Origin of the sequence: Streptomyces durmitorensis (assembly GCF_023498005.1) — a bacterium.
GTDB classification, from domain to species: Bacteria; Actinomycetota; Actinomycetes; order Streptomycetales; family Streptomycetaceae; genus Streptomyces; species Streptomyces durmitorensis.
In genome coordinates this window covers 15,667-29,005 of the sequence record NZ_CP097290.1, presented here as the reverse complement: position 1 = coordinate 29,005, position 13,339 = coordinate 15,667, and the positions used below count along the sequence as shown (strand labels likewise).

Sequence of the window (13,339 nt, the reverse complement as noted above, 5' to 3'; positions counted from 1 at the left end):
TCAAGATACGCCCGTGGCGTCCGCCGTCTTCTCGGCCCCTGAAGCAGCCGCATGCTCCGTGGCCTCGCCGGACTGCGACGCGGCCGCCTCGGGCGGGACCGAATTCCTGCGCAGCAGCGCCCAGGCCACCACGCCTGCGGCGACGGCGGCTGCGGCACCGATGCGCATGCTCGCCGAGAAGCCGGAGACGAACGCGTCCCTCACCTCTTCGACGAGCTGCGCCGGGGAGTCGCCGTCGGCAGCCGCACCCAGGGCCTGCCCGATGGAGTTCGTCGCCTCGTCAGGAATGGTGTCCGGAAGGTGCGAGGCGAACAGCCCGGCGGCCAAGCTGCCCATGACGGCCACACCACAGGCGCTGCCGAACTCCTGCATGGTGGAGTTGATCCCACCCGCCATTCCGGCGCGCTCCACCGGAATCGCGCTCACCATGGCGGTCGACGCGGTCGGCATGGCGATGCCGGCGCCGGCGCCCATCACGGCCAGGCCGACCAGGGCCAGGAGATAGCCGGAGTCCCGGCCCAGGAAGCTCAGGACGACGAGGCCGATGCCCATCACCGTCAGACCGGTGGCCATCGTGCCGGGCGTCCCGATCTTCTCCGCGATCTTCGGGCCGAACGGCGTCATCAGCATGAGCGCGAGCGCCATGGGCACGACACCGAGCCCCGCCTCCAGCGGGCTGTACTCCATGACGAACTGCAGGTACTGGGTGAACAGGAACAGCGAGCCGGCGAGCGCGAGATAGGTCAGCGCCGTGCTGCCGACGGCTCCGCCGAAGGCGGGGTTCCTGAAGAGCGCGACGTCCAGCATCGGCTCCTCGCAACGGCGCTCCCAGTACGTGAAGGAGATCAGCGCCGCCACGCCGACCGCGAAGGGGACCAGCACCTGGGCGGAGCCCCAGCCGTGCTCCGGCACCGAGATGATCGCGTACACCAGCCCGACGCTCATCAGGATGGACAGCACCACACCGGGGACGTCGGTCCTGCGGTCCTGCGGATCGCGCGATTCGGGGATCAGGATGACCATCGCGATCAGCGCGGCCACTCCGAGCGGCACGTTGATGAGCAGGACGGAACCCCACCAGAAGTGGTCGAGCATGAACCCGCCGAGCACCGGCCCGAGGGCCACGGCGGCCGCGGCCACACCGGTCCACACGCCGATGGCCTTCGGCCGCTCCTTCTCGTCGAACACCTGCATGAGGACAGCCAGGGTGCTGGGCATCAGCAGCGCGGCGCCCACACCCATGCCGATCCGCCCGGCGATCAGCTGGGCCGGGCTGTCGGCCATCGAGGCCACACCGGAACAGAGGGTGAACAGCGCCACACCGATCAGGAGCGCCTTGCGGCGCCCGATCCGGTCGGCCAGGGAGCCCGTCGTCATGAGCAGACCGCCCACGGCAAGCGTGTAGCCGTTCATCACCCACTGGATCGACGAGGTCGAGGCGCCGAGTGACTCCGTCATCGACGGGATCGCCACGGTCAGCACCGTGTTGTCCAGCAGCACCAGCAGCACGGCGAGGCAGAGCGTGCTCAGGATCAGCCAGCGCTGGGGGTGGGGGGCGGGCCCCGTGGTCGGATCCTGCTTGTCCGCAGTCGTTCGCGGCTCAGAGGCCTCAGTCATGAAGGCTCCCTTCCAAAAACTTTGACTTACTACGTAAGGGGAGTACGGTACAGTGTAAGCGGAGGAGGTTGCACCGCAATGACGCCCCATGAGTATGGGGCGGACGAACAGGTTATGAAGAGGTGGTTCCGGTATCACTCGACTCGCCCTCAAGGGCGATGCGGTGAAACGGGACCCGATGGCCGACAGGTACCGGGTGCGGTGGCCAGAACGCGCATTTCGCGGGTTTTGACACTGACTTATTCGAGGGGGTTTCCGGTGATTCTCAAGTGAGACTCAAGCGCTTTTCGAGCGGCGCTCCGCTCGACTCGAATCCTCTCGACCCAGGAGCAACGTATGGCTGACGTGACCAAGCGGAATGCAGCAGACTCCGATGTGCAGCTCCAGTTCAAGGAAGTGCTCGCGCGCAAGCAGCGCCAGCAGCGGACCGGAGAGGCGCACGGCGACAGGGGCCTGAGGTCCAAGGGCGTGAGCGGCCCGGTACCCCAGAAGAAGATCTTCCGTCGCAAGACCGGCTGACCATCCCCCGTTGCTAGCCGGGCGACGGATTGAGCGCCCCGGCGGTCTCGTCCTCAGTGGCGAACCGCCGGGGCGTCCGCGCGTCCTGGGCACATCCAGCACGGCGAGGCGCCCTCACCTCACAGGCAAAACAGACAACAATGACTGTTTCTGTTGGGGTCGAGGAGACGCGAAGAGCCCGGCGGGAAGCGGCATTTCCCTCCCGCCACCTGTGCCCACCTGCACCCACCTCGACAGTTTGGGCACGTAAGACTCTCGTAATAAACCGTCATGATGGTTTACTGGTCCCATGATTCGTCCGCTCGCGGTCCCCCGTGCGCGGACTCCCATGGCGGGCGGCTGTCCCGTGATCAGGAGACTTCTCGATGGTGAAGCAGGGACGATCGGCGCACACTCGGCAGACGTTGATCCGGGCCGCCGGCGAGGAGTTCGCCCGCGGGGGCTTCGAACCGGTGTCGCTCAGCCGGATCAGCAAACGGGCCGGGGTCAGCTACGGAGGGCTGCACCACCACTTCTCCGGCAAGCAGGACCTGGCCGGGGCCGTCGTGGCGGAGGCCGCCGCCATCCTGCGTGACGAGGTGTGCGGAGGCGCCGGCCCCGAGCCCGGCGACGGCGGGCGTGCCGCGCTGGCGCGGCTCGTGGAGTCCACCTACCGCCTCGTGGGCCGGCTCGACCGGGACGCGGTGGTCCAGGCGGGGTTCGTCCTCACCCTGGACATCTCAAGCCCCGACCTCGGAGAGGATCTGCGCGAGCAGTGGCGGTGCTGGGTCGAGGAGACCCTGGCGCAGGCCGAGCGGGCGCAGGAGCTCGGTGCGGGGATCCGCGGCAGCGACGTCGCGACGGCCGTGGTGGCGGCGACCGTGGGATTCGAGGCGCTGAGCGTGCGGGACCGGGCCTGGCTCGAGCCGGATGTCGTCTCCCGCTTCTGGCGGCTGCTCCTGCCGCGCGTCGCCTCACCGGCGACGGCCGCCGCCCTGCGGGCCGACGACTGCCCGCCCGTCGGACACGAGGCGACCCCGTGATCAAAAAAGAGTCACTGCGTCCTCTTTTTGACCCTCACTCGGTGAAGATGTTACCTGATCGGACCTGGTCTGTAGTCAATATGTGAGCTTAAGTCCGATTCTGAAGTGCACTTCTTGCATTGACAAACCGATCGTGCTGTTTTTTACTTCGGTGAGAGGTTGCACAACAAACAGGGGAGACAGTTGTGGACATCGGGGTTCTGGGGGCTCTGGAGGTGAAGGTGCGGGGTGTGTCGATCACACCCACGGCACCCAAACCGCGGCAGGTACTGGCGATGCTCGCCTCACGCGTGGACCGGCTGGTCCCGGTGGAGGTACTGACCGAGGAACTGTGGGGCAGCTGTCCGCCCCGCAGCGCCCGCACGACGCTGCAGACCTACGTGCTGCAGCTGCGGGAGCTGATCGCCGCCGCCCTCGCCTCGCAGCAGGGGGCGGGCGACCGGGAGCCGCAGGACACCGGGGCGAAGGACGTCCTGATGACGCTGCCCGGCGGCTATCGCCTGGCAGGCAGCGAAGGCGGCTGCGACGTCAGGGAGTTCGAGCTGCTGGCCGGGCGCGGCTACCGCGCCATGGACGCGGGTGAGTTCACCCAGGCGTCCGCGCTGCTGCGCCAGGCCCTCGGACTGTGGTCGGGCGAGGCCTTCGCCGACGTCCGCATGGGAGCACAACTGCAGTCGGAGGCATGGCGTCTTGAGGAGTCACGGCTGTGCGCGCTCGAGCAGTGCTTCGAAGCGGAACTGCGGCTCGGCCGGCACCGTGAACTGCTGTCGGAACTGACGGTGCTGGTCAACCGGTACAGCACGCACGAGAACCTGCACGCCCAGTTCATGCTCGCGCTGTACCGCTCCGGACGGCGTGGCGAGGCGCTCCACGCCTACCAGCGCCTGCGCGCCACCCTCGTACGCGATCTGGGACTCGAACCCTCCGCGCACGTGCGGCGGTTGCAGCGCTCGATCCTCATGGCGGCGCCGGACTCTCCCGCCGCTTCCGTGCCCTCCCTGACCGGGTGAGTGAGCCGGACCCCTCAGCCCATCCCCGTGCGGATTCGAGACGGCCTCGCCCCTGCTTCCGCCGCGGCCAGGACGTGACTTGGAGAGAAGCCATCGTGTTCAACAACCCGAACCCGGCCCAGTCGGCACCCGGCGGTGACGTGCCGCGGGTCCTCGACGCACTGCGCGAGATGCTCGGCACGATCCTGCGCTGCGACCCGTGGGAGATCGAAGAGAAGGCGACCTTCCACGTACTGGGCCTCGACTCCATCCTCGGCGCCGAGTTCGTGGACGCCATCAACACCCAGTACGGCCTGAAAGAGGAAGCCTTCACCCTCTACGACCACCCCACCCCCGCCGCCATGGCCACCCATGTCGTCGCCCGCACGGCAGCAAGGACGCCGAGCGCGCCCCGGGCCGCCCGCGCGACCGGCCCCCGTGCCGGGATCGACACCCTGCTCGACGCCGTCCGCGACGACCGGCTGAGCGTCGACGAGGCCGTCGCTCTGCTCGCCGCGGACAGGGCCTGACCCGGCCCGCCCGCCGCACATGCGTATGGACAACAGGGACATCCTGACTCGGTTCAAGGACGGCACACTCGGCCGTCAGCAGGCCATGCAGCTCCTCACCGAAGGAAGCGGCCCGCCCCCGCAGCCCTCTGCCCCTCACATCCAGCCCTCTGCCCCTCACATCGCCGGACCCGAACTGGCCAACCCCCGCACCACGCCCGCGGGTTACGCCGTCATCGGCATCGCCGGGCGCTATCCGCGGGCCGGTGACCTCGACGCCCTGCGGCGCCTTCTGCGTACCCGGCAGGACGCGCCCGCCGATCCGCCGGCCGGCCGCCTGGTCGACGAGCGGGGCATCGGCGGCCACTACCTCGACCGGGTCGCCGACTTCGACCCCGACTTCTTCCGGCTGACGGCCAGGGAAGCCGCCCTCACCGATCCCCAGGAGCGCCTCTTCCTCGACGTCGCCTGGCAGGTGATGGAGGACGCCGGTTACACCGGAGCCCGCCTCGACTCCCTGGTCGGCGCCGACGGTGAACCGCGCAGTGTCGGCGTGTACACGGCGGTGAGCTCCTGCGACTACGCCCTGCTGGCCGCGGAGCTGTGGGCCGACGGCCACCGGGCCATGCCCCGCAGCGGGCACGGGAACGTGTCGCACCCGCTCTCCGCCCTGCTCGACCTGCGAGGGCCCCACTGGTCGGTGGACACCGCCGACTCGTCCTTCCTCGTCGCCCTGCACCAGGCGATCGGCGCGCTGGAGTCCGGCGAATGCGCCGCCGCCCTCGTCGGCGCGGTGGAACTGCGGCTGCACCCCTCCCGGCAGTTCCCCGGAGCCGGGGAAGGAGTGGGCGCCCTGCTCCTCAAGCCCCTGGACCGGGCACGGGCGGACGGCGACACCCTGCACGCCGTCATCCGCTCCAGCGCGGTGGGCCGCACCGGCCGTACCGGGATCACCGGCAGCACCCGTACCCCCCATCGCACAGAACGGGCCGACCACGCAGGCCCCGGCGGCGGGCACACCCGCAGCCCCGTCGAGGACCGCCTGGTGCGCCGTGCCCTGAGCGCGGCGGCGATCGACGCCCAGACGGTCACCGTGCTCGAAACACCCGACAGCGCGGCCCGCACCGTCGGCCGGGCCGGCGCGGCCACAGGGGTCGCCGCCCTCACCCGGGCGGTGCTGCGGCTCAGCGAGAAGGCCGACCGGGACGGCTCCTCACCGCACCGCGCCGTGGTGATCGCCGGAGACGAGTGCGGCACCCGGGCCTGCGTCGTCGTCGAGGCGTGCCCGGGGCAGCCGGCCCCGCGCCCCAGGGCGGAGACCTCCACCGGTCGGCCGCCCTCGGAACCCGGTGACCCGGCAGGTAGCCCCGAGCTGATCCTGCTGTCGGCACCGACCACCGGCCACCTCGCCGCCACGGCCCGCCGCCTGGCCGACTGGCTCACCGCAGGTCGCGCACCACAGCTGCCCGCGCTCGCCCATGCCCTGCGCACCGGCCGGGCCGCGCTGCCGTGCCGCCTCGCCGTCACCGCCCGCAGCCACGCCGAACTGGCCGAACTGCTCAGGGACTTCGCCGCCGCACCCGGTGCCCGCGCGGGGCGGCGTCTGCGGATGGCGGACCTGCGGACCGCGCAGGACGATCCGCTGCTCCTCGACGAAGCGCCCGAGACACGCGGCTACCTGTCCGCGCTGTGGCGAGCCGGACGCCAGGAACAGCTCACCGGGCTGTGGCTCGGCGGCGTCGACGTGACGCGGACGGACCAAGCCGCCGACGGCCGTGAACCCGGGCCGCGCACGACGGCGCCCGGCTCCGCCCTGCTGCCCAGGCCGCTGTGGCTGGGCAGCGACACGGAGGCGGACGCGGAGCCGCCGACGTGATCACGGACAACGGCAGGAGCGAGGACCCGGCCCGCCCCGTCCAGCTGTGGTTCTGCACCAACGACGACCTGCCGGCGGACCAGGCGGCCCTGCTCGCCGGGCACTGGTTCGACGAGGAGGAGAAGCAGACCGCGCAGGCCTTCCTCTTCGAGCGCGACCGGCGCCAGTACCTGGTCGCCCACACTCTTGTGCGACGCGTACTGGCGCTGGAAACCGGCCTCGCCGAGGACGAACTGCACTTCTGGCGTTCCTCGCGCGGCCGGCCCTTCCTGCGCGTGCCGCCGGGCGGACTCCTGCGCGGGGGACGGCAGCTGGACTTCAACCTGTCGCACGCCAGTGGCTGCAACCTGATCGGCGTGACACGCGCGAACACCATCGGCGTCGACGTCGAACGGCTCGACCGGGACCCGCGTTCCTTCCACACCATTTTGCAGACCTTCGCGACGAGAGAGCGGCACTGGGTGGCCGAAGCGGCCACCGGAGCGGCGCGCGACCGCAGGACGATGCGGCTGTGGACCCTGAAGGAGGCCTATGCCAAAGCGCGCGGCCTCGGCCTCGGGCTGCCGTTCGACACTTTCTCGTTCACGCTGGCCGACGACCGCGGCGTACTCGGATTCGATCCGCCCGCCGACGACAGGTATGGGCAATGGACGTTCATCGAACTCGAGCCCGCCCCCGACGTCCTCGCCGCGGTGGTGATCCAGACCGCCCCCTTCACGGATCCCGTGATGCACCTGCACCGCGGATTCCCGTGGGCACGGGCGGCACCGCACCGCATCCCCCTGCCCGCGCCGCCCGCCGTCGCCCTGCCCGCGGCCTCCTGGTGACCCGCCGCGCCCCGCACCATCTCGAGCGAATTCCGAGCGGCACTCCAGCAATTGACGAGCCATTGCACACCATTCGGAATTCAGCGAATTCCGTCGTCCACAACCGCTGGAGAAGAACTGGAGAATCAAGCGTGCACGCTCTGTGCCCCACTAGCGTGCAAACAACCAAGCGTGTGTGCCCATTGAGCGCATCTCGCCGAGAGCGGGGGAGAACATGAAGATTCAGGTACTGGGTCCGCTGAGGGCAGAGGTCAACGGCGGATCGATCGTTCCCACGGCCGGAAAGCCACGTCAGCTCCTTTCTCTGCTGGCCCTCTATCGAGGACGTGTCGTGCCGGTGCAGACACTCATGGAGGAGATATGGGCGGTTGACCCACCACTGAGCTCGCTCACGACACTCCAGACCTACATCCTCCAGCTGCGCCGCCGCCTGGGCACCGCCATGGGCCCGGACGTCCCCGGCAACGCCAAGGACATCCTGGCCACCCGGCACGGCGGCTACGTACTGCAGACCCCCGCGGACTGCATCGACGTGCATCAGTACGAGCAGCGGGTGGCGGAGGGACGCACCGCCTTCGAGGCCGGTGACGCCGCACTCGCCTCCGACCGGTTCCGCGCGGCACTCGACCTGTGGGACGGGTCCGCCCTGGTGGACGTGCGCCTGGGCCCCGTCCTCGACATCGAGGTCGTACGGCTCGAGGAGAGCCGCCTGGTCACCACCGAGCGCCGCATCGACGCTGACCTGCGTCTGGGCCGGCACGCCGAACTGCTCGGGGAGATGCGGCAGCTGACGATGCACCACCCGCTGCACGAGGGGCTGCACGCGCAGTTCATCCTGGCGCAGTACCGCTCCGGCCGGCAGGCCGACGCTCTGGGAACGTACCGCGGACTGTGCGTTCGGCTGCGCGAGGAGCTCGGCGTCGAGCCCGCACCGCAGCTCCAGCGGCTCTACCAGGCGATGCTCACCACGGCTCCCCGGCTCGACGTCCTGGCAGGCCCGCGGGGCGCCTCCACGTTCGACCTCTTCGCCGCCTGACCGCACGCGCGCCCCTCGGGACCCGCCGTCGGACGCGACGCTCAAGGCACCCTCGTCCCGCCCTCAAGTGATCCAGGACACAGTCGGCACAACGGCCTCTGCCCGCCGGTGCTCGGGGCCGTGACGCCATGGGGCCACCGGCCCCGGGCTGTGACCTGGAGGAGGGCGGACAGATGCCTGCCGAGCGGATGCGCTGTGCGCAGCACGACGTGGTGATCGCCGCCCCCGCGGGCGTGGTCTACGGGCTGGTGGCCGATGCCGCCCACTGGCCCCGGTACTTCCCGTCCGTCGTGCACGTCGAACAGCTCGAGTCCGACGGGCGGCAGGAACGCCACCGCCTGTGGGACACCGCCGAGGGCCAGGTCCGCTCGTGGACGACGCGCCTGGTCTTCTCGTCCGACCTGCGGCGGGTGGACTTCTGGCAGGAACAGCCGGCACCACCGCTGACGAGCATGCGCGGCAGCTGGACCGTGGAAGCCCTCGGCGAGCGGCGCACCCGGCTGACCCTGCACCGCACCTTCACCGTTGCCCGGAACGACCCGGCGAGTGCCGCCTGGGCGGAGCGCACCCTCGACACCACGGCCCGCACGGACCTGGAGGGTGTGCGCCACCACGCACAGCACTGGAAGGACCTCGACGGGCTCATGTTCTCCTTCGAGGACTCCACCCGTGTCAACGGCCCCGCCGAGCTCGTCTACGACGTGCTGTACCGGGTACGGGACTGGCCCCAGCTCCTGCCTCAGGTCCCGCCCGTCGACGTGCGGGAGGACCCGCCCGGTGTGCAACTGGTCAACTGGCAGAGCCACACGACGGACTCCCTGCCCGCCCGGACCGCCCAGGCCGTACGCATCTGCTTCCCGCACGCCGGACGCATCGTGTTCAAACAGACCGCTCCGCCGGGTCCGCTGGTGGCCCACACCGGGGAGTGGTCCGTCCTGCCGGACACGACGAGCGTGACCGTCACCGCCCAGCACCGTGCCGTCCTCGACCCGGACCGCATCGAGGCCGTCCTCGGCGCCGGCACGGACACCGCCCAGGCCCGGCGCCACGTGCGGGAGAGCATCGGGCAGGAGAACCGGGCGGTACTCGAACTGGCCAGGCGACACGCGGAGAGCGCGGTCCGGGTGCTGTGACCCGCGTACCGCGGCGGATTCGCCACGAGTGCTCGAGAGGGGCCCATGAAGTCCGACCCGCACACCCGGGACACCCCCCGGCCCGCACTCCTGGCCTGCTGCGCCGGCCCGGGTGCCACGCCCGCCGTCCGCGGCGACCTCGCGGTGCTGTTCCCCGACTGGGACGGCCGCCCGCCCACCACGACCAGGACGCTGTACGGCACGTTTCCCGCCTTCCGGGCCGCCTTCGACGCCCTGCGCGACGCGCTGGACTGCTGTCTGCCCGTACCGCTGGTCGCCGCCGTGTTCGCGCCCCCGCACGGAGTCGACGCCCAACTGCTCGAAGACCCCCGGTACGGCAAGCCCGCGCTGTTCGGATACCAGGTGGCGCTGTTCCGCCTCTGGCACGCCCTCGGCATCGACGCCACCGCGGTCACCGGACACGGCACCGGCGCGCTCGCGGCGGCCCACGTGGCAGGAGCCCTCGGTCTGCGGGACGCCGCCCATCTGACCCTCACCGAGGAGGGCGGCCCCTGCACCGCACGGACGTCGCACCCCGCGGGCTTCGGCAGGGTCCTGCGATGCGAGCCCGTCCGGGAGACGCCCTCGGTCGCCGCCGAGCCCGGGGCATGGATGGCGGCTTTCCGCCAACTGCAGGTGCGGGGCACCGCGATCGACTGGAACCAGCTCATGGCATCGGGAACCGCTTCAGGGCCGCTCGAGGAATCCGGCGTCAGCTCGCTGAGTGTCTAATCTGGCCGCAATGTTCCTCGCCGGCCCCCACGCCTGCGCGCTTCCCAGGGGAGTCCGAGCGGCTCCTCTGCTGACGCACCGTCACGAAACACGTCCTGCCGAACCGCCGGCGGCGTCCGCACGCGCCGACCGGACAACCGGACGGCACGACCGATCACGACACGACAAGGGGAGGGTGCACGGATGACCAGCGACGGCCACCAGCCCTCCGGCGCACCCCGCCCCACCCCGGACCCCGGGTCCGCACCCGAACCGGAGGCCGTGACCGTGACGGTCACCTTCGACGGCGCCCCCGAGGCACGGCAGGCCGTCGTGGACGTGCACGGTCCCGTGCCGACCGCCCTCCTCGGCACCGACACCGCGACCACCGCAGCCCGCTTCACCGGGCAGGCAACGGTCGCCCCCGCCTTCGCCGGCCTTCTCGCCGACCAGCTCACCCGCCGCACGACGACGACGGCGTCGCCCGCCACTGCCGAGGCCCAGCCGTCGGAGGTCTTCGCCACCACCCCCCTGCAACGCGATGTCCTCGCCGACGCCGTCGACCACCCGGACCACCACGTGGAGCAGCTCGCCTGGTGCTGGCACGGTCCGCTGGACACCAGCCGTTTCACCGCCGCCTGGCAGTCCGTCTTCGACCGCGAGACCGTGCTGCGCGCCGCGTTCGTCTGGGATCCGCAGCCTCAGATCTCCGTGTACCGCCACGCAAGCCCGGAGGTCGTACGGCACCCGCACGGAACGTTCCCCGGCCGCGCCGCCCTGATGGAACACGAGCGTGTACGCGGCTTCGACCTGCGCCGCCCCGGGCTGCTGCGCGCCGCCCTCCTCGACGGCGCGCCCCCGGGCACGCCGGGCGGCACCGCGACCACCGACGTCCTGGTCACCTACCACCGCGCCCTGCTCGACCACCGCAGCGTGCACGCCCTGCTCCGTGAGTTCTACCGCGCCTACTGCGCCGACGGCGTCCTGCCCGGCGGCGAGCGCCGCCCCGACCTGCGCGACTACGTCCGCTGGCTGGGAGCCCAGGACCCGTCCGCCGCACGGGACTTCTGGTCCCGGGAAGCGGCGCTTCCCGCGGTGCGCCTGCCGCAGGCCGCACCCGGTGCCGCCACCGGACAGACCGGCACCGCACGCACCCGCATCCGGCTGACCGGCGACGAGGCGGCACGCCTGGCCGCGTGGGCGGCGCACCAGGGCGTCACCGAGAGCGTCGCCGTGCACGCGGTGTGGGCGATGCTCCTGCATCGCGCGTCGGGCGCGGCCGCGGAGCCCGCCCGGGTGCGCTTCGGCGTCACGGTCTCCGGCCGCGGCGTCTTCCTCGGGGACATCGAGCGCGCTCCCGGCCCCTTCGCCAGCCCGCTGCCGGTCTCCGTCGAGGTGGACCCCGACTCCCCGGTGTCCCGGCTGCTGGGGGCCCTGCGGGACTGCGCCCTTGACGTGTCCGGGTACGAGTGGGTCGCCGCGGGCCAGATACGCGACTGGCTCGCGGAAGGCCCGGCGCCGGCCGACGCCCTCGTACCCCCGGACGCGCACAAGGACGCGGCGGCCGTACTCGCCGACTCCCTGCTGGTCTTCGAGCACCGCACGGGCGAGCTCGGCGAACTCGGCGAACTCGGCCCCGGCCTGGCCGCGCGCGGCGTCCGCGTCGACGCCCCCGACATCGTCCCCGCCCGCCCCCCGGTCCCCATCGGCATCGTCGTCCACCACGACCACCAGGGCGGCCTGGTCCTGACGTCCGTGCACGACCGTGCCCGCCTCGACGACGCGCGGGCCTACGCCCTGCTGTCGCACAGCGCACAGCTCCTGCGCGACCTGCCGGGAATCGCGGGGGATTCGGTGAACGTCGCCGACCTCCTCGACGGCCTGCCCGGCACGGACCTGCCCCTCCTGCACGAACGCCCCGGGCCCCCGGCCGGGCAGGGCGCTCCGCTGGTCACCCTGCGGACCGCCGACGGGCCCCGCACCGGAACCGTCTGCCTTCTCACCGCACAGGACACACCGGCCTCCTGGCTCACCGGGTTCACCCTCGCCGCCACCGGAGCGCACTCCGTCGTGGCGCTGTACCCGGCGGACCACGGAGCCCGGACCTGCGTCACGGCACTCCGCCGCCACCTGCGCACCGCCGACGGTCCTCTGGTGCTCGCAGGCCCCTCCGGTGTCGGCGCCGTGGCCTGCGACATCGCCCTGGGCCTCGCGGAAGGCGGCGGTGTGCCGCCGCCCGTGGTCCTGGCCGACGGCGATTCGGTCGACGCGCTGGCCCACGCGATCGAGACAACTTTGAGGCGGGCTGAGGCCAAACTCGAGTGGCCCTCAAGAGAACAGTGATGCCCTGGGGTACGGGACTAGTCGTCGAACGCCAGGAGGCAGCCATGGCTGACACGCCCCCCGCGAACCACAGCGAGGAGGAGGCGAAGCGCCGTTTCCAGGAAGCCCTGGAGAAGAAGGCGCGTACATCGCAGGCGCGCGCGGCTCACGAAGAGGGCCGACTGAAAGTCAAGAACATGAGCGGCAACGACGGTCAGAGGCGGTTCTTCCGGCGCAAGACCGGCTGACGGCCCCCGGCCACCGCGCATGGCGCAGAGAACGCCGTGCCCCGATCTCCGTATCGGGGCACGGCGTTCTCGTTCCCCCTTCGGTGCTCCTCGGTGAGGCGCTGCCCCCGTGCTGCCCCGTGCTGCCCCCGTCCCAGACCGGCTCGACCGGCGCTCCACCGGTGCGACCTAGCGTCCCAGTGATTTCAGCGGGGGCGGGCCACGGACCGGCCACCGCGCTGCAAGTGCCGACCTACCGAAGGGGATTCAATGGACATCACCACGACTGTCTGGCAGGACGCCACGTACCAGGAGGGCCTGACGGCGACTCCGGGGCACCCCGCAGGCGCAGTGGACCTCACCGCCGACCTCCCCACGGGCGACTCCGTGGCCGCCTCCACCCTCTCCACGCAGCCCTTCTTCAACTGCTGCGGCTGACAACTGCTGCGGCTGACGACCGCTGCGGCTGACCGCTGAAGTGCCGGGGGTGGCCGCCCAACTGCGGCCACCCCGCGCATCATCCGGCGCCGGATCGTCGCGCACCGGCCGGC

At 71.4% G+C, this 13,339-nt stretch carries 13 protein-coding genes; 12 read left to right on the top strand and 1 reads right to left on the bottom strand.

Features of this window, described 5'->3' with window-relative positions; translation table 11 throughout:
- The gene (locus M4V62_RS43250; protein WP_249593261.1) at positions 1-1,617 is read right to left on the bottom strand and encodes an MFS transporter; all 1,617 of its coding nucleotides are present in this window, start codon (positions 1,615-1,617) and stop codon (positions 1-3) included.
- Positions 1,618-1,953: 336 nt separating this feature from the next.
- On the opposite strand from M4V62_RS43250, the gene M4V62_RS43245 reads away from it, so the two are divergent.
- From M4V62_RS43245 to M4V62_RS43190, 12 genes are all read left to right on the top strand, one after another.
- Positions 1,954-2,136, top strand: coding sequence for a DUF5302 domain-containing protein (locus tag M4V62_RS43245; protein WP_249593260.1), 183 nt, complete (start codon positions 1,954-1,956; stop codon positions 2,134-2,136).
- A 365-nt stretch (positions 2,137-2,501) separates the two neighbouring features.
- A complete protein-coding gene (locus M4V62_RS43240) occupies positions 2,502-3,158 on the top strand; it encodes a TetR/AcrR family transcriptional regulator (RefSeq protein WP_249593259.1) in 657 nt (218 codons plus the stop codon).
- A gap of 185 nt (positions 3,159-3,343) precedes the next feature.
- Positions 3,344-4,168: an AfsR/SARP family transcriptional regulator gene (locus M4V62_RS43235; RefSeq protein ID WP_249593258.1), complete on the top strand. Its 825-nt coding sequence runs from the start codon at positions 3,344-3,346 to the stop codon at positions 4,166-4,168.
- 95 nt (positions 4,169-4,263) lie between these two features.
- The gene (locus M4V62_RS43230) at positions 4,264-4,677 is read left to right on the top strand and encodes an acyl carrier protein (protein ID WP_249593257.1); all 414 of its coding nucleotides are present in this window, start codon (positions 4,264-4,266) and stop codon (positions 4,675-4,677) included.
- Positions 4,678-4,702: 25 nt separating this feature from the next.
- The gene (locus M4V62_RS43225; protein ID WP_249593256.1) at positions 4,703-6,532 is read left to right on the top strand and encodes a beta-ketoacyl [acyl carrier protein] synthase domain-containing protein; all 1,830 of its coding nucleotides are present in this window, start codon (positions 4,703-4,705) and stop codon (positions 6,530-6,532) included.
- On the top strand, positions 6,529-7,359 hold the full coding sequence (locus tag M4V62_RS43220; RefSeq protein WP_249593255.1) for a 4'-phosphopantetheinyl transferase family protein: 831 nt from the start codon (positions 6,529-6,531) through the stop codon (positions 7,357-7,359). The genes M4V62_RS43225 and M4V62_RS43220 overlap by 4 nt, the downstream gene beginning before the upstream one ends.
- A 214-nt stretch (positions 7,360-7,573) precedes the next feature.
- On the top strand, positions 7,574-8,395 hold the full coding sequence (locus tag M4V62_RS43215) for an AfsR/SARP family transcriptional regulator (RefSeq protein WP_249593254.1): 822 nt from the start codon (positions 7,574-7,576) through the stop codon (positions 8,393-8,395).
- 173 nt (positions 8,396-8,568) lie between these two features.
- Positions 8,569-9,528: an aromatase/cyclase gene (locus M4V62_RS43210; protein ID WP_249593253.1), complete on the top strand. Its 960-nt coding sequence runs from the start codon at positions 8,569-8,571 to the stop codon at positions 9,526-9,528.
- Positions 9,529-9,573: 45 nt separating this feature from the next.
- Complete coding sequence (locus tag M4V62_RS43205) at positions 9,574-10,260, top strand: acyltransferase domain-containing protein (RefSeq protein ID WP_249593252.1); 687 nt, start codon at positions 9,574-9,576, stop codon at positions 10,258-10,260.
- 183 nt (positions 10,261-10,443) lie between these two features.
- Positions 10,444-12,582 carry a condensation domain-containing protein gene (locus tag M4V62_RS43200; protein WP_249593251.1) on the top strand — a complete coding sequence of 713 codons (2,139 nt, stop codon included), beginning with the start codon at positions 10,444-10,446 and terminating at the stop codon, positions 12,580-12,582.
- Positions 12,583-12,626: 44 nt separating this feature from the next.
- Positions 12,627-12,809, top strand: a complete 183-nt coding sequence (locus M4V62_RS43195; protein WP_249593250.1) for a DUF5302 domain-containing protein — start codon at positions 12,627-12,629, stop codon at positions 12,807-12,809.
- Between the two features lie 249 nt (positions 12,810-13,058).
- On the top strand, positions 13,059-13,226 hold the full coding sequence (locus M4V62_RS43190; protein WP_249593249.1) for a hypothetical protein: 168 nt from the start codon (positions 13,059-13,061) through the stop codon (positions 13,224-13,226).
- The last annotated feature ends 113 nt before the right edge of the window (positions 13,227-13,339 follow it).